We start from the raw sequence: 22,789 nt of genomic DNA, 5'->3' as shown, positions 1-22,789 counted from the left end.
TCGTTCCCGAAGAGTGCGACTCAGTCGCCGCCCCGCATGCCGAGCTTGCGCATGAAAATTTCCATCGGGCACCATCTGGTGAAGCCGCTTTGCAGCAGATTCGCGCCCACGAATGCGGTCAGCCACAGCCAGTACGCGCTGACGTAAAACGGGCTGGCGGGAGCGCCGATGAGCAGGCTGATCAGGATCAACGTGCCGGCGAAAACGCGTGTGATTTGCCATGAGGTCATGATGGCTCCTTGGTGGATGTGTCAGATAAATGGCGGCGTCGATAGGCGCTGTAGTAGAGCAGCGGGATAACGACCAGGGTGAGCACCGTCGAGACCAGAATGCCGAAGATCAGCGAGATTGCCAGGCCATTGAAGATCGGGTCGTCGAGAATGAACAGCGAGCCGATCATGGCCGCCAGTGCGGTGAGCAGAATCGGTTGCGCGCGTGTGGCGGCCGAGCGCACGATGGCCTGCTTGAAGGCCACGCCCTCGGCGACCTGCAGGTTGATGAAATCGACCAGCAGGATGGAGTTGCGCACGATGATGCCGGCCAGGGCGATCATGCCGATCATCGAGGTCGCCGTGAACTGGGCGCCGAGCAGGGCGTGCCCCGGCATGACACCGATGATGGTCAGCGGGATCGGCGCCATGATGATGAGCGGTGTCAGGTAAGAGCCGAATTCGGCCACTACCAGCAAATAGATCAGCAGCAGGCCGACGGCATAGGCCACGCCCATGTCGCGGAATGTTTCGTAGGTGATTTGCCACTCGCCGTCCCACTTGATCGAATAGGCGCGGTATGGGTCGGACGGCTGCCGGATAAACCATTCGCCGAGCTTGCCGCCACCCGGCACGCTCAGGTTCGCCAGTCGGCTGCGCATCTCGAACATGCCGTACAGCGGGCTGTCGACCTTGCCCGCCATGTCGCCGACCACGTAGACCACCGGCAACAGATCCTTGTGATAGATGGGTTGCTCGACGGTGTCGTCGCGCACATGCAGCAGTTCGGACAGCGGCACGAGCTGGCCTTGCGCGCCGCGCGCGCTCAGGGCGAGCAGCGCCGCGTCATCGCCGGTGAGCCGGGCCGGCAAGGCTAGGCGAACCGCGCTCGGGTATTTGCTGCCGTCGTGCAGATAGGTGACGTCTTCGCCGCTAAGGCCGGCGCGCAGCGTTTGCGCGACCTCCTGTTGCGAGATCCCCAGCAGGCCGGCCTTGCGCCGGTCGAGTTCGAAGGTGCGCTGCGGTGCCAGCGCGATGGTGCTGTCGTCGACGTCCACCACGCCCGGCGTCGTGTCGAACACGTGACGCACGCTTTTTGCCACGGCCATGCGGCCCTGCTCGGTCGGCCCGTAGACTTCCGCGACGATCGGCGCGAGCACGGGCGGTCCGGGCGGCACCTCGACGACCTTGATGCGCGCGCCATACTGCCTGGCGATCGCGGTCAGGGCTGGACGCACCGCGGTGGCGATGGCGTGGCTTTGCCGATGGCGCATCGATTGATCGACCAGATTGGCCTGGATGTCACCCACGTTGCCGCCGGCGCGCAGGTAGTATTGCCTGACCAGGCCGTTGAAATTGATCGGCGCGCTGAGTCCGGCATAGGCCTGATAGGTCGTCATCTCGGGCACCGTGGCCAGATAGGCGCCCATCTGATGCAGAGCCGCCGCAGTGCGCTCGAGCGGCGTGCCGGCCGGCATATCGACCACCACCTGGAATTCGGACTTGTTGTCGAACGGCAGCATCTTCAGTATCACCAGCTTGAAGGCCGGCAGCAGCATCGACACAACGATCGCGCCAGCCACGCCGAACCACAGCAAGCCGCGATTGCGCGCGCCTCGGGTGTCGTCGAGAAACGGCGCGAGCACGCGCTCGAAAAGCGGTTCGAGCTTGGCACGCAAGCCGGGTTTGGCGATGTGGTGCGAGTGCCTGAGCCAGACGCGCGAGAGCCATGGTGTGACGACGAACGCCACCGTCAGGGAAATCGCCATGCCCATGCTGGCGTTGATCGGAATCGGGCTCATGTAGGGGCCCATCAGCCCGCTGACGAAGGCCATCGGCAGGAGGGCGGCGATCACCGTGAGGGTGGCGAGAATGGTGGGCCCGCCGACCTCGTCGACGGCTTTCGGGATGATCGCCACGAGCGTCTTGCCGGACTCGAGCGCGCGATGCCGATGGATGTTCTCCACCACCACGATCGCATCGTCGACCAGGATGCCGATCGACAGGATCAATGCGAAAAGCGAAACGCGATTGAGAGTGAAACCCCAGGCCCAGGAAGCGAACAGGGTAGCGGTCAGGGTCAGGATGACCGCGGTGCCGACCACCAGCGCCTCGCGCCAGCCCAGCGCCAGCAGCACCAGCACGACCACCGAGGTCGTGGCGAAGATCAACTTCTCGATGAGCTTGAGCGCCTTGGCATTGGCGGTGGTGCCGTAGTCGCGCGCGACGTCGATTTTCACGTCGGCCGGAATCACCGTGTTGCGCAACTGGGCAACGCGCTGCAGCACCTCCCTGGCCACGCTCACGGCGTTCTCGCCGGCCTTTTTGGTGACCGAGATCGAAACCGCCGGGTATTCGGCCGGATGCTTGCCCGCTACGCCCTCCCAGACGTAATGGGTCGGCGTGGGAGGACCGTCGCGCACGGTGGCCACGTCCGAGACGAATACCGGCCGGCCGTCGCGCACCGCCACCATCAGGGTCCGTACGTCCTGCGCGCTTTTGAGCAGCGCCCCGGTTTCGATGTGAATACTGCGGTTGTCGCGCACCAGATCGCCGACCGAAGCACCGGCGTTGGCGCCGCGCAGCGCATTGCGCAAATCGTCGACCGTGACGCCGGCGGCCTGCATGCGGGCCGGGTCGAGCAGGACGTTGACGGCGCGCTGCGGCCCGCCGATGGTGGTGACTTCGCGCGTGCCGGGCACGCGCTTGAGATCCGCCTCGATCGATTGTCCGACCCGCTCGAGATCGTAGGCGCCAGTGTGGGGATCGGTCGAATAGAGCGTGAGTACGACGATCGGCACATCGTCGATCCCCTTTGGCTTGATGAGCGGTGGCAGCACCCCGAGATTCTTCGGCAGCCAATCCTGATTCGAGTAGACGGTGTCGTACAGTCTGACCAGGGCATCGGTGCGGGGCACGCCGACCTCGAACTGCACTGTCAGCACCGCCAGGCCGGGCTGCGACACCGAGGTGACATGCTTGACGTCCTTGATTTGCGAGAGAATCTGCTCGGCCGGCCCGGCCACCATCTGTTCGACGTCGCGCGCGCTCGCACCGGGAAACGGCACCAGCACGTTGGCCATCGTGACATTGATTTGCGGCTCTTCCTCGCGCGGGGTCATCACCATCGCGAACAGGCCCAGCAACAGCGCCACCAGCGCGAGCAGCGGGGTGATGCGGTTCTCCAGAAAGAACGCCGCGATGCGGCCGGAGATGCCGAGGTTGGGTGAGCTCATCGCAAGGTCGGTTCGCTAGGGGTCATTGACGTGCTGCCGCCGTCGGGTCGAGAGCAACCTGCTCGCCGGCCGCTATCCCGGCCAGGATTTCCACCTGATCGCCGTGGACTTCGCCCAGCCGCACCTGGCGCAGCGTGACCTGTCCGCCCGGCGCGACCACGTAGACGGCGGTGACCTCGGTACGCCGAACGACCGCGGTAAGCGGCACCATCAGCCCCAGGCGAGCTTGACCGACCGGGAAGTAGGCGCGGGCGAACATGCCCGGGCGTGCCTGGTTGGCCGCCGCGGGCAATGGCAGGCGTACCTGCACCGAATGGCTGAGCGGGTCGGCCACCGGCAGGATCTCGACCGACGTGGCGGTCTGCCAGCGCGCGCCGGCCGGCAAGTCGGGTATCTCGACGCGTACCGCCGCATCGCTTTGCACTCCTGTCAGTTGGGACTGCGGCACCGTGGCGACCGCTCGCAGGGTGTGGGGGCTGTAGAGCGTGAGCAGCGGGGCGCCTGGCATCGCGGTGGCGCCGAGCTCGACGTCGACGCTGGCGACGGTGCCGGCGTAGGGCGCAGCAATGTTATGCAACCCGGCCTGCACGAGCGCCGCGCGCACCTCGGCCTGTCTGGCCGAGGCCGCCTCGGCCGCCGCCCGGTAGCGCGCCTGGGCGCGATCGAGCGCCGCCTGGCTGACATATTGCTTGTCGAACAGCGTGCGGGTGCGCGCCAGATCGCGCGCGGCGACGTCGCGCTCGGCGCTGGCCGCCGCGAATTGCGCGCGCGATGCCGCCAGTTGCTCGTCGGCCGTGCGCTGGTCGATCGACAGCAGGCGCTGGCCGGCGGCGACCTGATCGCCGGCCTTCACATACAGCGCGGTGATGCGGCCGGAGGTTTGCGCGGATACCACTGTTTGCCGCGTCGATTCGATCACCGCGTCGGCGATCCATTCGTCACGCAGCGGCTGCGCCTTGACCGTGACGGTGGCCAGCGTTGCCGCACGCACGTACGATGCGATCAGCACCAGCAAAAGCAGCAGCAGGACCTGCCGCCAATGCAATCCACTCCGGCGCCGATACGGCGTGACGCAGTGATGCAGACGCCACGCGGATCCCAGGTGACCGGGCACGTCTGGTGGATGTTTCGATACCGAGTGCCATACCCGCATGTTTATCCCCGTTGGACCCATCAAACCATTGTCAAATGGCACTGCACCGGCTGAGCGCCGGTATGGAGCGGATCTCGTGACGCGGGGTCGTCGCGCCGAGCAACCGCCAGACGCTTTTAATTCTGTGCGTTTGGCGGGTTCCCACCTTGATTTTGGTCAAGCCCGGCGTGAAGTGGACGGCCGCGCCGCGATGACGGCTCAGCCGCGCCGCGCGTGCCGTGACCGGCGCTCGACGCGGGGCATCTGTCCGAGTGCGGAGCGCGCCAGCGAGCGCCGCGCGGATTTGGCGCGAGGGGTTTGCAGGGCAATGGTTCGAACCGTCGGGCGCACTGTCGTGCATCGCCCGCACGGTTCGACGGGCGCCGTCCGGGCGGCGCGCCGATGGCTGGTGTCGATCAGCGCGGCTTTAGCCAGTCGACCTGTGGCAACGTCGGCGTGTTTTCCAGCACGACGGCCTTGAGCGCGGTGGGGTGCAAGCCGAGTGCGGCCAGCATGGTTGGCGCAACCTGGGTGGTCGACACCGGATATGTCACGAGCCGCCCGGCATGGGCCAGACGCGGGCTCGACAGCAGCAGCGCGACGTGTCTGTCGTCGTTGCCGAAGCCGCCATGCTCCATGCGCTTGCCGTCCGCGGGCTTGGTGTAGATCACGCCGGCTTTGGTCATGACGATGATGTCCGGGGTGCGGCTATCTTGTTGCGGGGACGGAAAGCGTCTTGCCAGCCGCTCGCCGCTGAGCACGTCGGCAATGCCCAGGGGCGCCGCATGAGCGCGCAGGGCTGCGGCGACTTGCGCGGTAGCCGACGGGGCGCGCAGCCAGATCAAGGCGCCGCTGTCGACGGTCAGCTGCGCCAATGCACCCGGCGCGGCAGCGTCGATGACCCTGGCCAGTTCGTTGCGATCGACTTTGTGCAACCGGGCGGGATCGATCGGTCCATTGCCGTGCTTGGCAGTGACCACGATCAGCGTATCGTCGCGCAGCCCTTGCCGGCGCAGGGCCTCGACGAAGCGGCCGAGAATCCGATCGGTGTGCTCGAGCGCCTGCGTGAGTCCGGGCGTTGGCGCGCCGTCGGCGTCGCGATAGCCGTAGAGTTTTTGCGCGACGTTGATGGCCTGCAGGTTCAGCCCGAACAGATTGGGTACCGGCGCACGGCGACGTCCGTCGTGGGTGAGGCCGTCGATCTCATTGACGAGCGCGTGTGCCTTCATGTCGTCATAAGCTTCGGTACGCGCGAGCGACGCGGTGATGCCATTGACCGGCGCGGCTTGCCGCGCCTCGTAGTTGGCGCCGATCTCCGGCAGAAAGAGGTCGTCGACACCATGCCCGGAGGGGCCTTGCACCAATTCATAAGCCGGGTGCTTGTCGGTCCAGGCGGTGTAGCCGCCGGCCGCGCGCACTGCTTCGAAAACCGTGTTGACGCGCAAATAGGCGTGTGGATAGACCGGCCGGCAGCCGTCGCGCGGGTCGCGCGGCAGCTTGGCCGGGTCGATCGTGTCCCGCTTGCCGGCAGCGGTGGCGTCGATCGCTTCGTTGTACGGCACGGCTGCGCCGCGCCCACGGCAATCGCTGCCGGCCGGCGAGAGGGACCGATCGTAGGTCACGTCGTAGTACACGCCGGTGGCTGCCGGCGTGCCGCCCGTGATCAGCGCCAACAGACCCGGAAACGAATCGGCCGGCCCGACCGTGCGCGCGTTGCCGTAGTCGATGCCGTGGCGCGCGAGCGCGGCCAATGTGCTGTGCGGGTGAGCTTCGATGAAGTACGCCAGATCGCTGCCGTGCAGGCCGTCGACGCTGATGAGCAGTACATGCCGAGCAGGTGCGTTGGCCGGCAGGCTCGCTGCGCCCGCCAATGCGGCGACGCACATGCCCAGGCCGGCGATAGCGGCGGAAAATCTCTTTTTCATTCGTCGTTGTTCAGATTGAAGGTTACCCACAACTGCTCGGCGAACGTCTTGCCGGCAAAGGCGGGTTTGGGTTTGGGGACGGCCGCTTCACGTACCGCCGCGAGCGCGGCGCGGTCTAGCAGGCCGACGCCGCTGGAGATAACCACGCGCACGTGAGAGACGACGCCGTCGCGGTAATCGAAGGCCACGCGGGTGCGACCCGTCATGCCGCCCATGCGGGCTGCCACGGGATAGCGCAGCGCGGCCTGAATTGCCGCACGCAGCGCGCTGGCGAAATTCGCACCGGGTGCGGCCGCGGCTACCGGTGCGGCCGGCGGCGGGGGTTGCGGCACGGGCGGGGGCGCGGCCTGTGTGGCGGGCGCCGGGGCGGGCGGTGGCGGTGCCGGCGCCTTGGGTATCGGCTGCGGTTTGGGCCTGGCGGTAGGCACGACGTGGTGAATCACGCGACGTACCGGAGGGGGCGGCTTGACCGGAGGCGGGCTCACCGGAGCGACCGGCTTGGGCGGTGCCGGAACGGGTTTGGGCGCCTGGGCGATAGCCAGCAGCGTGATAGGGACCGGGGGCGGCGCGACCGGCTTGCGGGACAGGAACAGGTAGCCGCCGCCGAGCAGCAGCGCCTCGACGACGGCCGCCAGCGCAGCCGCACGAAACAGGCGCTTGCCGTCGTGGGCAAGGCCCGGCATGGGTAAGGTAGCCATCTTTACTGGAGCGGGGTTTGCGCGGGCTGGGCGGCCAGCGCGATCTGCGACACGCCGGCCGCCCGACACGCGTCCATTACGGTAACCAGCCCCTGAATGCGGGCCTGTTTCGAGCCGGCGATGGTGACCGCGGTATGCGCGACATCGGGTCGCGCGGCCAGCATTGCGGTGAGCTGCGCGGGGCTCAGCGTGTTGCCGTCGACCGACACGCTGCCGTCGGTCGACAGCGTCACCAGCACTTTGGCCGGCGGCAATGCCTGGGTGCTGCTGCTCGAAGGCAACTGGGTTCGCAAGCCCGCGTTCGGAATCATGTGCAGCGTGATCATGATGAAGAACACCAACAGGAAAAACATGATGTCGATCATCGGAATGATTTCGATGCGGGCTCGGCGTACTTCCAAGTACTTCATACGTTCAGGCCCCTTGCGATACGAGTTTGCCGACCACCGCGCGAGGCGCGTCCTTCAGGGCCCTGGGATGTTCGTGCGGGGCCCGGGCGATGCGATTGACCAGCGCCGCCTTGAGCGTTTCGAGCTGGTGCACGACGACGCGCACGCGATTGTGCAGGCCGTTGAAGAACACCAGGCCGATCATCGCGACGAACAGCCCGGAGGCCGTGGCGATGAGCGCCTGGGCGACGCCGCCGGTGACCTGCGTCGGCGCATTGCCCGGGTTGGACAAGACCTGAAACGCATTGAACATGCCGAGGATGGTGCCGAACAGGCCGAGCAGGGGAGCTAGCGTGACGATCGTGTCAAGCACCCAGAGAAAGCGGTCGATGCGCGGCGCCTGGCGCATGATGACTTCCTCCATGCAGGACTCGAGCGCGTCGTCCGAGGTATGCCCGGCCAGCCGCGCGGCGCTGGCAAACAGGCTGGCGGCGGGCATGCCGTGGAATTGTTCGGCGCAAGCATTGAGCGTTGCCGGGTTGAGCGACTCGCTGCGGTCGATCTCGGCAAGCGCGGCGTGAGTGCTGGCCGCGGCGCGATGCAGGAACCAGAACCGTTCGATGATGACGGTCAGGGCGACCAGCAGCATCGCGGCGATCACATAGAGCACCCCGTCCGAGTTGTTCGCGAGGTGCATGAAAGTATCGACGGTCATGACGTCAATCTCCGGTTAGAAAGAGGTGGCCAGCGTGGCGATGATCGAGCGGCCCGGGACGGTCCAGTACAGCGGCGTGTTGTCGGCCGCGGTGTAGCCGGCCAGCGCGTCGATGCTGGTGCGATTGAACAGGTTGTCGACCTGCAAGCCGATGCGCGTGTCGTGCGTCCACGGCGCGAGGTGCTTGATGGTGTAGACGGCTGCCAGGTTGGTTACCGCGAACGCGCCGATCGGTTGCGTGTCGCCCGTGTCGCCGAACTGGCGGCCGACGAACTTGGTGATCAACGAGCCGTACAGCGGACCATGTTGATAAATCAGGCCGGCCGCGGCGGTCTGGCGCGGCGCGTTGGGCATCCAGCTGCCCGTGTCTTTCTGCTTGGCCGAATTGAAGGTAAGGTTGCCATACAGGCTGAAGCCGTCGCCGGCGTAGACCGTGGCTTCGGTCTCGATACCCTTGTAGATCGCACCGCCGGCGTTGCTGAAGGTGGTATTGCTGCCGACCGTGCGCTTGGTCACGGCATTGAGGAAGTCGATGTAATACACGTCGGCGGCCAGTGTCAGGCGACCGGTCTTGTAGGTCGTGCCGATCTGATAGTTATTGGTCTGTTCAGGATTGGGCTGGCCGGAAATCGACGGATCCTGCACATAGAAGACATTCAGGTTGGGCGCCAGGAAACCCTGCGCGTATTGCGCGTAGGCGCTCCAGTCGGGCGTGATCCGTTCGTGCACGGTCAGCGACGGCAGGAACTTGGTCCAGGTGTGGCTGTAATCCAGCGCAGTGCCTGATTTCTGGTTCAGCGGCGTGTCGATACTGCGATTGAACGACACGAACTTCACGCCCGGCGTCAGTGTCAGGCCATGACCGAGGTTCCACGCGTATTGGGCATAGGGCTCGAACGTCTGCAGCGTATCGTTCATCGTGAAGTTCAGCGACTGGAACGCGAAATTCAGCGAATCGTCGACGTTGAAATTGTTGCGGAAGTTGGTCTGGCGAGTGATCCACAAGCCGGTTTTCAGTTTGCCCGGGCCGAGCTTGCGTTCGGCGTTCAGGACGTCGCCCACAGCCCGGTAGTTGTTGTTCATCTCCTGGCCAGGCACGTTGTTGGCACCGAAGTTGGTGCCGTTCGGCGTCTCGCCGTTGGGGTCCGCGCCGTTGAAGCCGTTGTGATAGTACCCGTACGTATACAGTTTGTTATCGATCGACCACTCGCCAAATTTGGTTTGGATGCCGAGGTACTCGAAATCGGTATTGATCCGATCGAAGTTGTAGCCGTAGTAGGCTTGGCTGGTCGGATCGGTGCTCAGGCCGAAGTCGGGACCGAATTGCTGGATTTGCGCGGCGGTCGCACCGACCGGCACATTCTGGTGAATGCGCGAATAAGTCGCGAACAGGGTCACCAGCGTGTTGTCGCCGATCGGCTTCTCGAGCTTGAAGTAGGCGTTCTTGCGGCTCAGGTGAGCGTTGGTCAGATAGCCGTCGCTGCCGATCTGGTTGTAACCGAACAGTATGCGCGCGTCGCCCCACTGCTTCATGTCGCCGCTGTTGAATTCGGCGCTGCCCAGCCAAGTGTTGAAACTGCCGTACGAGCCCGCCACGTTAAAGGCCGGTTTGTCGGACATCGCCTTGGAGGTCAGGCCGATGGTGCCGCCAAACGTGGCGAAACCGATTTGGGAGGCGTCGCCCGGGCCCCGATCGACCGACATGTCGCCCAGCGACTGGGATGAGAAGAACGAGGTCGAGTGGTGGGTGAAGTCATTCGAGTCGCCGAACGGGATGCCATCGAACGTCACGTTGTACTGGCCGTCCTGGAAGCCGCGAATCGACAGGCTTTGCGATTCCATCAAACCGGGACCGTTGGGGTCGACGTTCGACACGCTCGGCGCGATCTGCAGGATGTCGGTGTAGTTCGACGTCGGCGCGGTGCTGTTCTCGATGTAGTGGCGGCTGATGATCGACTTGGGCTGGGTCGTGGTGAGCGAGCCTTGCGTTGGCGCCTGGGCCGGTGCGGATTGCGGGTTGTTCGCTCCCGAGCCGTCGGCCGCCGACCAGTTCGCGGTGCTTTGCACCGAACCGAGGTCGCCCGAGGTTTGTGCATGGGAAACCTGGGCGCCGGCGGCGCACAGCGACGCAAAGATCAATTGCGCCAGCGGCTTTTTACGGAACTGCGAAACTACCCGTTTCATATCGGCATCCTTATTCAAATGGGCTGTAAAGCGAGGTTTCGAATGAGGCGCGATGCTAACAACGGTTTCTGACAGAACCGTGAATATCTTCCTAAGTTTTAATTATGTTTTCCTAATTAAAAAAGCGTGTCAAAAAAATGACGATCATGAGAAATTTCGATTAGCGTTTACTTAGGACGTCGACTTTGCGGCGCTGGCGCCGGAGAGCCGGGCAGGGTTGGCTTCGCTGCCTTGCCAGCCGCCGCCCAGGGCCAGAAACAGGTTGACCTGATCGAGCGCAACCTGCCGGTCGGCCGCGGCCAGCGCCGCTTCGGTATTGGCCAGCGTGCGATCGGCGTCGAGGCTGGCGAGGTAGGGGGTCTTGCCGGCCTGGTATAGAACCCGGTTCTGTTGCGCGGCCTGGCGGGCCGCGTCGCGCGCGGCGCGCAACTCGCTTCGGCTGGCGAGGTCGTGCGTGTAGCGGGTCAAGGCTGTCTCGGTTTCCTTGAGCGCGTCGAGCACGACGCCGTCGAAATGCGCGAGCGCCGCCTCGGTGCCGGCCCGCGCACCGCGGATACGCGCTCGCGCACCATTATCGGGCAGTGTCCAGGAGATCAGCGGACCGATGTTCCAGCGTCCGGTCGATGCCTTTCCCAGATCTTCCAGCACCCCGGTGAAGCCGCCGGAGGCGCCGATCACGATATCGGGATAAAGCGCCGCGGTGGCCACGCCGATGCGCGCCGTGGCGGCGGCCAGTTGACGCTCGGCCTCGCGCACGTCCGGCCTGCGCTTGAGCAGCGCGGTGCCGTCACCGACCGGAATCGGCTGGCGCAACGTTGGCGCGTGCGCGCAGGTGAGTGTCGAGGTATCGAATTCGCGCGGCGTTTTTCCCACCATCACCGCCAATTGCAGCAGTGCGGCGTCGTGCGCGGCCTCGAACTTCGGCAGGTTGGCGCGCAGCAGATCGGCTTGGGCCTGCGCGCGCAGCACGTCGGTGCTGCGACCCCGGCCCGCGGCTTCGAGCCGCTTGGCGATGTCGACGCTACGCGTTTGCAGCGCGAGTTGCCGGCGGGCTACGCTCAGTGCCTGCGTGGCGGCGCAGCTCTCGACGTAGGCGCGCACGGTCTGTGCCGCGACATTCACGCGTACCAGGTCGAGCGCTGCCTGACTTGCCTGGGCATCGGCCGTGGCGGCCTGCCCGGCGCGCTTGAGCTTGCCGAACAGATCGAGGTCGTAGGACACGCTCAAGCCGGCATCGCCCTCGTTGACGACCGGCAGCTTCTCGCTGAGCAGATATTGTTCGCCCGACTCCTGCGCCCGCTTTGCCGCGCCTTCGAGGGCACCATGGAATCCCCCTTCGGCGTCGACCTGGTCGCGCAGCGCGAGGGTACGGCGCAGATTCGCGGCGGCCACGCGCACATTGGTGTTGGCCGCGAGCGCTTGTTGCACCAGGCGCTCGAGCGCAGGGTCGTCGTATAAGCGCCACCAGTCGTTCGGCACCGGGGCGAGCGTGACGGCGGCGCCGTGCGCACCGGCGAATCCGGCATTCGCCGAGGGTCGGTTGATGGCCGCCTCGGCCGGCAGATGATAATCGGGGCCGACTACCGCGCAGCCAAGCAGGCTTTGCAGCAGCACGAGCGCCACGGCAAGGCGAGTGGGTCTCATGAGCGCGCTCCCGAACTGTGCACGGACGCGTCGGTGTCGATCGACACGGTCGCGGTGCGCCCGGCAATCAGGCGGACGTCCGGCGGCACGTCATCGAGCGCCACGCGCACGGGAATGCGCTGCGCCAGGCGTACCCAGCTGAAGGTCGGGTTGACGTTCGGCAGCAGGCTGGCGCCATTGCTGCGGTCGCGGTCCTCGATGCCGGCGGCGATACTCTGCACGTGGCCGCGCAGCGTCTGTGATTCACCCATGATGCGGATTTTGACCGGCTGGCCGACGCGAATGTCATGCAGCTTGGTTTCTTCGAAGTAGCCGTCGACATGGAACGAATGCGCGTCGACGATCGACAGCACCGGCTTGCCGGTCACGACATAGTCGCCAACCCGCGGTGTGCGGTCGCTCAGGAAGCCGTCGACCGGGCTCAGCACGGTGGCCCGTCGCAGATTCAGTTCGGCGACGGCGACGGCGGTTTTGGCCTGTGCCAGGGCGGCCTCGTCCTGCAGGACCCGGGCCTGGCTTTGCTCGGTGGTCTCCTGCGCGACCAGGTTGCCCAGCGACCGATTGCGCGCCGCTTCGCGCCGCGCCTCGGCCAGCGCCGCACGTTGCGCGGCGACGACTTCCCGGGCGTGCTGCAGCGCGAGTTCGAAGCGCGCGCGGTCGATCACGAACAGCGCCTGTCCCTGCTTGACGGTCTGGTTGTCGTGGGCCATCACCTGGGTGATCTGGCCGCTGACGTCGGGAGCGATCTGCACCACGTCGGCGCCGACCTGGCCATCGCGGGTCCAGGGCGCGACTGTGTAGTAATCCAACAGATGCGCGGCGGTCACTGCCGCGACTGCCGCCAGCGCCAGGGTGAGGATGACGGATCCGATGAAGCGAGTATCTTTTTTCATGACTGCAACCAATGAATCAGAAAAACCGTGCCGCCCAGCACGATCACATAAAGCGCCAGATTGAACAGCGAGCGGTGCCATACGTGCCGGTAGAGGCCCGCGCGCCCGAGCAGCATGCGCAAGCCGGTGGTGATCGCGAAGGCGATCAGCATCCAGCCCAGCACGCTGGGAACGAACACACCGTAAATGTTGATTTCGCCACTCATTCTTCTGTCAGTCCCGGCGATCGGCCGGTCTCGTTAAAACGTTAAAAATCAACCGCCGCCGGCCGCACCCGGCGCGTTCGGCACGCGCAGGGGCGTCGCGGTGGGCAGCAAGGCCACCCGCAATTCGACCAATGCGTTGAGTGCGATGCGCGCCGCCGCGCTGCGACGCGTGACGGTGCGCGCGATGGCCGCGTCGATGCGGTGCTGCAGGTCGGCCTGCGGGGCCCGGTGCGTGCGCTCGGCCAGACAGCGCCGGTAGTAATCGGCAAGCGCATCGAGTACCGCCTGGATGGCATCGCGGGTGGTGCCCGACAGGTCGAGTTCTTCGCGCTGCAACTCGAGCGTGCTGAAGCCGACGCGCAATTCCTTGAAGCCGTCGGTGACGGTGTCGTTGCCGCTTGCCGCCAAGCGCGGGATCAATTGACCGAGCCGATCGAGCATGCGGGCGGTAAGCCGTGCATGATCGGTGACGGCATGGCCGGCGGCGGTGTCGGCCAGGTCGCGCCAGCTCGCATGCACCAGACGGCGCAACGCCAGTTCGGTGCCGAACGGCCGCGTCAGCAAGGTCCAGCCCAGCGCGACCAGCACGCCCGCGACGCCCGCCAGATTGCCGTTGAGGAACGCCGTGAAGTCGGCCTGGTAGGCGCCCTGCAGGCCGATGAAGGTCGCGGTGTTGACGGTCAGCAGCATGGCGATCATGTTGAAGCGCGGTTGCGCGATCAACGTGCCGGCGAGCAGAAACGGCACGGCCAGCAGCATGGCCAGCGTTACAAAACCGTGCGAGAGCGGCAGAATCGCGAACAGATAGATGGCCGCGACGACGATGCACACGGCGGTCCATACGGCAAACGACAGCACCATCGGCGCCGGTTCGTCCTGCGCGGCAAAAAAGCAGCTGGCGATCGCGCCCAGCGTGACGGCCGCACCGCCGTCGGCCCAGCCGGTGGCGATCCAGACCAGGCAGCCGCAGAAGGTTGCCAGACTGGCGGAGAACGCCGAGAACAGCGTCATGCCGTAATCCAGGTGACGCGCCCCGCGCGAAATCTCGCGGCGCCGATAAGCGGGAGCCCAGGGCTCGCCCGACGCCTCGCCGGCCAGGCGCGCATGTAGGGTCAGACAGTCGAGCCACAGGTCGACCAGCGCGCCCAGCCGCCAGCGGGCATTGGCGGCGAGCGCGCCGCCCCAGTCGAGCGCGTCGCCAGCCGGGGCGTCGCCGCGCTCGAGCCGCTCGCGAAAGCGCTGGGCCGCGCCGGCATCGGCCGACATCGTGCGCACCCAGCCGGCGATCTCGCCAGTGAGCTGTTCGAGGTCGTGCGGCATCGCGTGCCCCTGGCCGCGCAGCGTACCGAGCACCGCCGTGAGCGAGGACAGCACCGGCAACAGCATCGACATGCGGGCGCGCAGTTCGCGCGCATGGCGCACCATGTCGGCTGTTTCCGGATCGTACGAAAGCTGGCTGATGAGTTGGTCGAGTGCCAGGATGTCGGACGCCAGCCGGTGCCGGGTGCCAGGATGCTGGGCGGCACTGCCGGGCGCCAGCGTGTCGGCCGCCCAGGCAGCGGCGTCGCGCAGCCAGGCTTGCGTGCGAGCATGGATCACCGGCGCGATGCGGCCCGGAAAGACAATCGCCCCGACGACACTGGCGCAGATGATGCCAAGCATGATTTCCTCGCTGCGCGCCACGGCGATGTCGAACACGGCCTGCGGCTGATCGACAGCGGGCAGGGCGATCAACGGCAGCGTATAGGCGGCGAGCATGAACACGTAGCTGCGCGGCGTGCGGTGCAGCAGGGAAATGTAGAGCAGCGAGCCGGTCCAGAGCGCCACGACAGCCGACAACAGCACTGGCGCGTCGTCGAAAAGCGGCACGAAAGCGATTGCCGCGGTAGCGCCCAGCAGGGTGCCCAGCACGCGATACAGCGCTTTCGAGCGGGTAGCGCCGGTCAGCGGATGCGAGACGATATAGACGGCCGACATCGCCCAATACGGGCGTGGCAAGCCGGCCGCCATCGCGAGATAAAGCGCCAGCATCGCGGCAACGAAGGCTTTGAGCGAAAACAGCCAGTCCCGCGCCGAAGGCCAGTGGTTCATGGCAGCACCTCGCTCACGGCCGGGCCGGGGCGCTGACCGCGTGGGCTGCGTCTCCAATGGCGGCCAACACACGCAAGGTGGCCTCGACGTCTTCCTTGCTGATGTCGCGGAACACGGAGGCCCGCAATTGGATGAGGTCCGCCTCGATTTTTTCGGCCAACGCTCTGCCGGCGTCGGTGTACCAGAGCATGTTGGCTCGCCGGTCGGCCGGGTCGACCTCCCGGCGAATCAAGCCGGCGCGGCACATCTGGTCGAGCAGGCGCACCAGCGATGGGCCTTCGATGCCGATCTGCTCGGCCAGCACGTTTTGGCGCACCCCTTCGCCCAGCCGGCCAATGAAAATCAGCGGTGCGGTGCAGGCGCCGGAGATGCCCGATGGCGTAGTGATCGCCTCGGAGATTTGCCGCCATTGCCGCCCGGCTGCCATAAGGGCACTGGTCAAGGCCAGATGAAGTGAGGTGAGATTTGACATGACAATAAATTAACATGTTAATAATTAGATAGCAACCTAATTATTTAAGCGACATTGATATTTTGGGTTATCGCGCTTCATGCCAAGGGGGAGGGGGGCCAACGGCTGCCAGAGCCGTTGACCGTGCACCGGTCAGTGCCGGTATGCCGGGCGGCGGCGCGAAAACCGGGCGGTTTCGGCTTGCTCCATGAGATCCATGAATTGCTGGGTGCGCATGTGAATCAGCGCTTCGTGGTCACCGGCCTCGAAGTAGACGTCGGCCTGGCCGGCGAGGCTTTGGTCGACGTAGGTCGGCAATCCGTAGGCGGCGCACACCGGCGGAATGGCGCCGACATCGCAATCCTTGAACAGCGCCGGGAGATCGGTCTCCCTGGCAAGTACCAGCCGCCGTCCGGTCTGGGCCCACAGTTTTGCCAACTGCAGACGGTGCGTGGCGGGCAGCACCGCGGCGACGTAACCGCGTTCGTCTTCCAGGAGTACCGTCTTGGCGAGACGGTCGCCGGGAATATGCGCGGCTTCGGCGGTTTCGGCGCTATTGTGGGTGTGGCGGTGCTGTACGACGTCGTATTCGCTGCCTTTTTTGCGCAGGCAGTCCTCTAGAGTGGTGGCGATCGACATGGGGGCCTCCTCAGGAGAACGGGAGCCCTGCGGACTCCCTGGCTTTCCAGCATAGGGCGTTCTCGCCGCGATTGACAGGCGAACGCGACGTAAATGAGATGACCCCTGCAAGGCTGTATAGATGTACAGTAGAATATTCCTATTTTGCGGCAGCTAATTGCCGCGGCGAATTGCCGATGCATGAGTGAGCGTCGCGGCGCCGCGCGGCTTATCGGGCCAACAGCATCGGCTCAATGCCTTGTGAGGATCGAATAAATTGTCATCGACTGGAAAAATCCGCATTCGCGGCGCTCGGCAGCACAACCTCAAGAATATCGATCTCGATTTGCAGACCGGTGAAATGACGGTGGTCACGGGCCCATCGGGCTCGGGCAAGTCGAGCCTGGTGTTCGACACGCTTTATGCCGAGGGTCAGCGCCGCTATGTGGAGACCTTCAGCGCCTATGCGCGGCAATTTCTCGACCGGATGGACCGGCCCCAGGTCGACCGGGTCGACGGCGTGCCGCCGGCCATCGCGATCGACCAGACCAACCCGGTGCGCAGCTCGCGCTCGACGGTCGGCACCATGACCGAGCTCAACGATCACCTGAAGCTGCTTTATGCGCGCGCGGCGGAGCTGTTCGACCGCAAGACCGCACAGCCGGTGCGGCACGACACGCCCGAGACGATCTATGCCGAACTGCGAGCTCGCACCGAGCGCGACGATCCGCGGCTGGTGGTGACCTTTCCGGTGGAGTTGCCCGAATCGGCCTCGGCCGAGGAGGTCGAGCAGTGGCTCTCGCTCAGTGGCTATACGCGCGTGCAGGCGCAGCGCGAGGTGGTGGGCGCCAATGGTCCGCGCAAGCTGCTCGATGTGGTGGCCGACCGCTTTCGCGTCCAGCAGGCAGAGCGCGCGCGTGTGCTCGAGGCGATCGAGGCCTCGCTCAAGCGCGGCGGCGGGCGGGTCAATGTCTACGTGCTGCCGGCTGCCGATGCGGCCGATGCCGCGCCGGAGGTCTGGCGCTTTTCCACTGGCCTGCACAACCCCGACAGCGATCTGCGCTATGCCGATCCGCAGCCGGCGCTGTTTTCATTCAACTCGGCTTACGGCGCATGTGACACGTGCCGCGGTTTTGGCCGCGTGATCGGGGTCGACCTGGGGCTGGTGATTCCCGACGAGCGCAAGACGCTGCGCGGCGGCGCGGTCAAGCCGATGCAGACGCCCGCCTGGAAGGAGTGCCAGGACGATTTGCTGCGCCATGCGGCAAAAGCCGACGTACGCTGCGATACGCCGTGGGCCGACCTGTCTGCGTCCGAGCGCGCCTGGGTCATCGACGGCGCGCCGGACTGGCATGGCAAGTGGCAGAAGCAGTGGTATGGCGTCCGGCGCTTCTTCGGTTACCTGGAGTCGAAGGCCTACAAGATGCACATTCGTGTGCTGCTGTCGAAATATCGCAGCTACACGCCGTGCCAGACCTGCGGCGGCGCGCGCCTGAAGACCGAGTCGCTGCTTTGGCGCCTGGGCACCAAGGCCAACGCCGACGCGGTGCTGGCGCCGGCGCAGCGCTTCATGCCGTATGGCGTCGAGTGGCGCCGCGAGCAGCTCGAGGCATTGCCGGGCCTGACAGTGCATGACCTGATGCTGCTGCCGATCGAGCGGATCCGGCGCTTCTTCGACGATATCGTTCTGCCCAGCGCGATGCTCGACGACGCCCTGAAACTGCTGCTCGCCGAGGTGCGCACGCGCCTGAAATACCTGTGCGACGTGGGACTCGGTTACCTGACGCTGGACCGCCAAAGCCGTACGCTGTCGGGCGGCGAAGTACAGCGCATCAATCTGACCACGGCGCTGGGCACCTCGCTGACCAAGACACTGTTCGTGCTCGACGAGCCGAGCATCGGGCTGCATCCGCGTGATCTGAACCGAATCGTCGAGGCGATGCATCGGCTGCGCGACGCCGGCAATACGCTGGTGGTGGTCGAGCACGATCCGTCGGTGATGCTCGCGGCCGATCGCCTGATCGACATGGGCCCGGGGCCCGGGGAGCGTGGCGGCACGATCATTTATGACGGCACGCCTGAGCAGATCCGGCGCAGCGGCACGCTGACCGGCGAATACCTGGTCGGGCGGCGTCAGGTTACCGATCTGACGTGGATGCGCCGCCCGGTCGAGGCGAGCACGCCGCGCCTGGTGCTCGAGGGGGCCAGCGAACACAATCTGCAGGACGTCACCGTAGAGATTCCGCTGCGCCGCCTGGTGTGCGTGACCGGGGTCTCGGGCTCGGGCAAATCGACCCTGGTGCAGGACGTGTTGTATCCGGCATTGGCGCGCCATTTCGGTTTGGCTACCGAGGCGCCGGGCGCCTACCGGCGCGTGACCGGCGCCGACTTGCTCGGTGACGTGGTATTTGTCGACCAGTCGCCGATCGGCAAGACCACGCGCTCGAATCCGGCGAGTTATGTGGGCGCGTTCGACGAGATTCGCAAGCTGTTCGCCAAATCGCCGATGGCGGTGCAGCGCGGCTACACCGCCGGCACCTTCAGCTTCAATTCCGGAGATGGCCGCTGCCCGACGTGCGGCGGCTCCGGCTTCGAGCACGTCGAGATGCAGTTTCTGAGCGATGTGTATTTGCGCTGCCCTGATTGCGACGGGCGCCGCTACCGGCCTGAAGTGCTTGAAGTGAAAATCGAGCGCGGCGTGCCGGCGCGCGCGCTGAGCATCGCGGACGTGCTGGATCTGACGGTCAGCGAGGCGGCCGGTTTTTTTGCCGACGATGCGCAGGTGCTGCGCGTGCTGCAGCCGATCGTCGACGTCGGACTCGAATATGTGAAGCTCGGCCAACCGGTGCCGACCCTCTCGGGCGGCGAGGCGCAGCGGCTCAAGCTCGCGGGATTTCTGGCCGAGACCGCCAATACGCGCGGTGCGCGCGGCACTGCGTCGACGCCTTCGGCGCGGCTGTTCATGTTCGATGAGCCTACCACCGGACTGCATTTCGACGACATCGCCAAACTGATGCGCGCGTTCGGCAAACTGCTCGCGAACGGTCATTCGCTGATCGTTATCGAACACAACCTCGACGTGATTCGCGCTGCCGACTGGCTGATCGACCTGGGCCCGGAAGGCGGCGACGGCGGCGGCCGCGTGCTGTGCGCCGGCACGCCGCACACGGTGCAGCAGTGTGCCGAATCACATACCGGACAGGCCCTGTTGCAATACGAACGCGCGCTGGCCGCGCTGGCCAACCCGTCGCATGCGGACGCGGCCGGCATCCCGCTGCAAACGGCACTGCGCGCGTCGCGCGCACGCCGTGCGGTCGAGGGCGAGGATGTGGTGCGCATCGTCAATGCGCGCGAACACAACCTGAAGTCGCTCGACGTCGACATTCCGCACGGCAAGTTCAACGTGATCACGGGTGTGTCGGGGTCGGGCAAATCGACGCTCGCGTTCGATATTCTTTTTCACGAAGGTCAGCGCCGCTATCTCGAGTCGCTCAACGCGTATGCGCGCTCGATCGTGCAGCCGGCCGGCCGCCCCGAGGTCGATGCCGTCTATGGCATCCCGCCGACCGTGGCGATCGAGCAGCGCCTGTCGCGCGGCGGGCGCAAGAGTACCGTCGCGACCACCTCGGAAGTCTGGCACTTCCTGCGGCTGCTATATGTGAAGCTCGGGCTGCAGCATTGCATTCACGACGGCACGCCGGTTACCGCGCAAAGCGTGGAATCGATCGCCGCGCAGTTGCTGCGCGAGCACCGCGGCGAGCACGTCGGCCTGCTCGCACCGCTGGTGGTCAATCGCAAGGGGCTATATACCGACCTGGCGAAGTGGGCGCGGGCGCGTGGACACACCCATTTGCGCGTGGACGGCGAATTCGTGCCGGTGGCGCCGTGGCCCAAGCTCGATCGCTTTCGTGAGCACACGATCGAGCTGCCGGTGGCCGATCTGGTGATTCTGGCCGACCGCGAGGCGGAATTGCGCCGCCTGCTCGATGAAACCCTCGAAGTGGGCAAGGGCGTCATGCATTTGCTCGTGCCGCTCGACGGCCTGGGCGATGCCATGCGCGCCGGGCGTTCGAGCGCCGGCATCGGCCAGGTCAAGGTGTTGTCGATCAAGCGCGCCTGCCCGGTGTGCGGCACCAGTTACCCGGAACTCGATCCGCGCATGTTCTCGTACAACAGCAAGCACGGCTGGTGCACCAGTTGCGTCGGCACGGGTCTGGCGCTCACGCGCGAGCAACGCAAGGCCTACGACGACACGCTGCTGGCCGAGGACGGCCGGGGCCGTGAACAAAGCCTGCCCTCCGAGGAACAGGAGCCGGAGGGCATGGGCGACGAACCGTGCCCGGATTGCGCAGGCACGCGCCTGAATCCGGCGGCGCGCGCGGTCACTTTCGACGGACATCCGATCGTCGACGTCGCGCAATGGACGGTGAGCGATACGCGCCGCTGGATCGAGTCATTGCGACTGGTCGGCCGCGAGGCCGACATCGCGCGCGACGTGGTCAGCGAAATCGGCAGCCGGCTGGCGTTTCTCGAAGAGGTCGGGCTGGGTTATCTGAGCCTCGATCGCGCCGCGCCAAGCCTGTCTGGCGGCGAGGCCCAACGCATCCGTCTGGCCGCGCAACTGGGCAGCAATTTGCAGGGCGTTTGCTACGTGCTCGACGAGCCGACCATCGGCCTGCATCCGCGCGACAATCGAATATTGCTCGACGCGCTGCGCAAGCTCGGCGAGAAGGGCAATACGCTGGTGGTGGTCGAGCACGACGAAGACACGATTCGCCGGGCCGATCACATCATCGATATCGGGCCGGGGGCCGGCAAGCGCGGCGGCACGCTGGTCGCGCAGGGCGGCGTGGCCGACCTGGCAAAGCAGGCCGCTTCGCTGACCGGACAGTTTCTCGCTCACCCGATCGTGCACCCGCTACAGGAGCGCCGCGCGGTGGTGCCGGCCAGTAGCGGCGCGCCGCCGGAGCCGGCACAATGGCTGAGCGTGCACGGCGCCAGGCTCCACAATTTGCGCGAGCTGACGGTGAATATTCCGTTGTCGCGCCTGGTGGTGGTCACGGGGGTGAGCGGGTCGGGCAAGTCGACCCTGGCGCGCGACGTGCTGATGACGAATCTGCTCGACGCGGTCGGTCGCTCCGTATTGTCTTCGCCCGCCACGCGGCGCGCGCGCAAGGCCGCCGCAGCCCAGCAGCCGGACACCGACGGGCATCGTGCGCGTGCGCCGCTGGCGGTCACCCACCAGTGGCAGGGCTGCGATGCCGTGACCGGCTGGGAAGCGATCGACCGGGTGCTCGAAGTCGACCAGACGCCGATCGGCAAGACCCCGCGCTCGTGCCCGGCCACCTATATCGGCGTGTGGGACGCGATTCGCAAGCTGTTCGAAGGCACGCTGGAGGCGCGTGCGCGCGGCCATACCGCTTCGCGCTTTTCATTCAATACCGGCGCCGGGCGCTGTCCCGCCTGCGAGGGGCAGGGCGTGCGCACCATCGGCATGAGTTTTCTGCCCGACGTGAAGGTGCCGTGCGACGTGTGCCACGGCCAGCGCTTCAACCCCGAAACGCTCGCGGTGACCTGGCACGGCAAGAACATCGGCGATGTGCTGACCATGGAAATCGACGAAGCCGTCGAGTTTTTCGCCCCGATCACCAACATCGCCCATCCGCTGCAACTGATGAAGGACGTCGGCCTGGGCTACCTGACGCTCGGCCAGCCGTCGCCGACACTGTCGGGCGGCGAGGCGCAACGCATTAAGTTGGTGACCGAGCTGAGCAAGGTGCGCGACGATCTCACGCGACGCGGCCAGAAGCCGCCGCACACGCTGTATGTGCTCGACGAGCCGACCGTCGGGCTGCACATGGCGGATGTGGCCAAGCTGATTCGCGTGCTGCACCGGCTGGCCGACGGTGGCCATAGCGTGGTGGTCATCGAGCACGATCTCGACGTGATCGCCGAGGCCGACTGGGTGATCGATCTGGGCCCGGAGGGCGGGGTGGGCGGCGGCACGATCGTCGCCGCAGGCACGCCGGAGGACTTGCTGCGAGTGCGCGACAGTCATACCGGCGCGGCGTTGCGGCCGGTGCTGGGGCGTGCCTCCATGCCCCGGGCAAGAACGGAAGCGCTCGGCTAACCGCGCTGTCGGCTGCCGCGCCGCACGATTTGCGGCGCGGGCAACGGCCGGTGGCCAGTGCTCCTGTTCGTGGTCGATAGCCCATCGAAAGATATTGCCGCTGCATCTTGCTGCCGGCCACGGTGGACGGGCTTGTCCGCCGTGTGTTCTTTGGCGCCGCTACGCCGCAGGAACCGTGATCGGTACAGGTGATTGGTTTTACTAAGTTTTTGCCAAAACCGTCTAAGCTGTTAATAAGGGAAGGCCGCCGGCCGGCCGCGCCGTCTGG

Annotated in this window: 15 protein-coding genes; 1 reads left to right on the top strand and 14 read right to left on the bottom strand. The window is 66.0% G+C overall.

Features of this window, described 5'->3' with window-relative positions:
- Positions 1 to 20 precede the first annotated feature (20 nt).
- The 14 genes from PATSB16_RS09345 to PATSB16_RS09280 form a co-directional block, all read right to left on the bottom strand.
- The gene (locus PATSB16_RS09345) at positions 21 to 230 is read right to left on the bottom strand and encodes a YgaP family membrane protein (protein ID WP_047213892.1); all 210 of its coding nucleotides are present in this window, start codon (positions 228 to 230) and stop codon (positions 21 to 23) included.
- Positions 227 to 3,445 carry an efflux RND transporter permease subunit gene (locus PATSB16_RS09340; protein WP_047213891.1) on the bottom strand — a complete coding sequence of 1,073 codons (3,219 nt, stop codon included), beginning with the start codon at positions 3,443 to 3,445 and terminating at the stop codon, positions 227 to 229. The genes PATSB16_RS09345 and PATSB16_RS09340 overlap by 4 nt, the downstream gene beginning before the upstream one ends.
- A gap of 22 nt (positions 3,446 to 3,467) precedes the next feature.
- A complete protein-coding gene (locus PATSB16_RS09335) occupies positions 3,468 to 4,598 on the bottom strand; it encodes an efflux RND transporter periplasmic adaptor subunit (protein WP_083566742.1) in 1,131 nt (376 codons plus the stop codon).
- 395 nt (positions 4,599 to 4,993) lie between these two features.
- Positions 4,994 to 6,502, bottom strand: a complete 1,509-nt coding sequence (locus PATSB16_RS09330; RefSeq protein WP_052892639.1) for an alkaline phosphatase family protein — start codon at positions 6,500 to 6,502, stop codon at positions 4,994 to 4,996.
- Positions 6,499 to 7,200, bottom strand: coding sequence for a TonB family protein (locus tag PATSB16_RS09325; protein WP_072628631.1), 702 nt, complete (start codon positions 7,198 to 7,200; stop codon positions 6,499 to 6,501). The genes PATSB16_RS09330 and PATSB16_RS09325 overlap by 4 nt, the downstream gene beginning before the upstream one ends.
- A gap of 2 nt (positions 7,201 to 7,202) precedes the next feature.
- Positions 7,203 to 7,610 carry an ExbD/TolR family protein gene (locus PATSB16_RS09320; RefSeq protein WP_047213888.1) on the bottom strand — a complete coding sequence of 136 codons (408 nt, stop codon included), beginning with the start codon at positions 7,608 to 7,610 and terminating at the stop codon, positions 7,203 to 7,205.
- 4 nt (positions 7,611 to 7,614) lie between these two features.
- Positions 7,615 to 8,304, bottom strand: a complete 690-nt coding sequence (locus PATSB16_RS09315) for a MotA/TolQ/ExbB proton channel family protein (protein WP_047213887.1) — start codon at positions 8,302 to 8,304, stop codon at positions 7,615 to 7,617.
- A gap of 15 nt (positions 8,305 to 8,319) precedes the next feature.
- The gene (locus PATSB16_RS09310; RefSeq protein ID WP_052892638.1) at positions 8,320 to 10,488 is read right to left on the bottom strand and encodes a TonB-dependent receptor; all 2,169 of its coding nucleotides are present in this window, start codon (positions 10,486 to 10,488) and stop codon (positions 8,320 to 8,322) included.
- Positions 10,489 to 10,659: 171 nt separating this feature from the next.
- Entirely contained in the window at positions 10,660 to 12,132 is a 1,473-nt protein-coding gene (locus PATSB16_RS09305; protein WP_047213886.1) for an efflux transporter outer membrane subunit, read from the bottom strand.
- Entirely contained in the window at positions 12,129 to 13,025 is an 897-nt protein-coding gene (locus tag PATSB16_RS09300; protein WP_047213885.1) for an efflux RND transporter periplasmic adaptor subunit, read from the bottom strand. The genes PATSB16_RS09305 and PATSB16_RS09300 overlap by 4 nt, the downstream gene beginning before the upstream one ends.
- Positions 13,022 to 13,231 (bottom strand): DUF1656 domain-containing protein, encoded by a 210-nt coding sequence (locus tag PATSB16_RS09295; RefSeq protein WP_047213884.1) that lies wholly within the window; start codon positions 13,229 to 13,231, stop codon positions 13,022 to 13,024. The genes PATSB16_RS09300 and PATSB16_RS09295 overlap by 4 nt, the downstream gene beginning before the upstream one ends.
- Positions 13,232 to 13,279: 48 nt before the next feature.
- Positions 13,280 to 15,322, bottom strand: a complete 2,043-nt coding sequence (locus PATSB16_RS09290) for an FUSC family protein (protein ID WP_047213883.1) — start codon at positions 15,320 to 15,322, stop codon at positions 13,280 to 13,282.
- A 13-nt stretch (positions 15,323 to 15,335) separates the two neighbouring features.
- The gene (locus tag PATSB16_RS09285; RefSeq protein WP_047213882.1) at positions 15,336 to 15,794 is read right to left on the bottom strand and encodes a MarR family winged helix-turn-helix transcriptional regulator; all 459 of its coding nucleotides are present in this window, start codon (positions 15,792 to 15,794) and stop codon (positions 15,336 to 15,338) included.
- A 132-nt stretch (positions 15,795 to 15,926) separates the two neighbouring features.
- Positions 15,927 to 16,412, bottom strand: a complete 486-nt coding sequence (locus PATSB16_RS09280; RefSeq protein WP_047213881.1) for an aminoacyl-tRNA deacylase — start codon at positions 16,410 to 16,412, stop codon at positions 15,927 to 15,929.
- A gap of 256 nt (positions 16,413 to 16,668) precedes the next feature.
- Between PATSB16_RS09280 and uvrA the strand changes: the two genes are divergently transcribed.
- Positions 16,669 to 22,521 carry an excinuclease ABC subunit UvrA gene (uvrA, locus tag PATSB16_RS09275; RefSeq protein WP_047213880.1) on the top strand — a complete coding sequence of 1,951 codons (5,853 nt, stop codon included), beginning with the start codon at positions 16,669 to 16,671 and terminating at the stop codon, positions 22,519 to 22,521.
- The last annotated feature ends 268 nt before the right edge of the window (positions 22,522 to 22,789 follow it).

The sequence above is a fragment of the Pandoraea thiooxydans genome (assembly GCF_001931675.1).
GTDB classification, from domain to species: Bacteria; Pseudomonadota; Gammaproteobacteria; order Burkholderiales; family Burkholderiaceae; genus Pandoraea; species Pandoraea thiooxydans.
The sequence above is the reverse complement of the archived record's forward strand: the minus strand, read 5'-3'. Positions and strand labels throughout refer to the sequence as shown.

Bases quoted from the DNA above. Each gene is read 5' to 3' on its own strand.
- PATSB16_RS09300 (WP_047213885.1), bottom strand. From the start codon at position 13,025: ATGAAAAAAGATACTCGCTTCATCGGATCCGTCATCCTCACCCTGGCG.
- PATSB16_RS09330 (WP_052892639.1), bottom strand. From the start codon at position 6,502: ATGAAAAAGAGATTTTCCGCCGCTATCGCCGGCCTGGGCATGTGCGTC.
- PATSB16_RS09305 (WP_047213886.1), bottom strand. From the start codon at position 12,132: ATGAGACCCACTCGCCTTGCCGTGGCGCTCGTGCTGCTGCAAAGCCTG.
- PATSB16_RS09340 (WP_047213891.1), bottom strand. From the start codon at position 3,445: ATGAGCTCACCCAACCTCGGCATCTCCGGCCGCATCGCGGCGTTCTTT.
- PATSB16_RS09310 (WP_052892638.1), bottom strand. From the start codon at position 10,488: ATGAAACGGGTAGTTTCGCAGTTCCGTAAAAAGCCGCTGGCGCAATTG.
- PATSB16_RS09345 (WP_047213892.1), bottom strand. From the start codon at position 230: ATGACCTCATGGCAAATCACACGCGTTTTCGCCGGCACGTTGATCCTG.
- PATSB16_RS09320 (WP_047213888.1), bottom strand. From the start codon at position 7,610: ATGAAGTACTTGGAAGTACGCCGAGCCCGCATCGAAATCATTCCGATG.
- PATSB16_RS09315 (WP_047213887.1), bottom strand. From the start codon at position 8,304: ATGACCGTCGATACTTTCATGCACCTCGCGAACAACTCGGACGGGGTG.
- PATSB16_RS09280 (WP_047213881.1), bottom strand. From the start codon at position 16,412: ATGTCGATCGCCACCACTCTAGAGGACTGCCTGCGCAAAAAAGGCAGC.
- PATSB16_RS09295 (WP_047213884.1), bottom strand. From the start codon at position 13,231: ATGAGTGGCGAAATCAACATTTACGGTGTGTTCGTTCCCAGCGTGCTG.
- PATSB16_RS09285 (WP_047213882.1), bottom strand. From the start codon at position 15,794: ATGTCAAATCTCACCTCACTTCATCTGGCCTTGACCAGTGCCCTTATG.
- PATSB16_RS09290 (WP_047213883.1), bottom strand. From the start codon at position 15,322: ATGAACCACTGGCCTTCGGCGCGGGACTGGCTGTTTTCGCTCAAAGCC.
- PATSB16_RS09325 (WP_072628631.1), bottom strand. From the start codon at position 7,200: ATGGCTACCTTACCCATGCCGGGCCTTGCCCACGACGGCAAGCGCCTG.
- PATSB16_RS09335 (WP_083566742.1), bottom strand. From the start codon at position 4,598: ATGCGGGTATGGCACTCGGTATCGAAACATCCACCAGACGTGCCCGGT.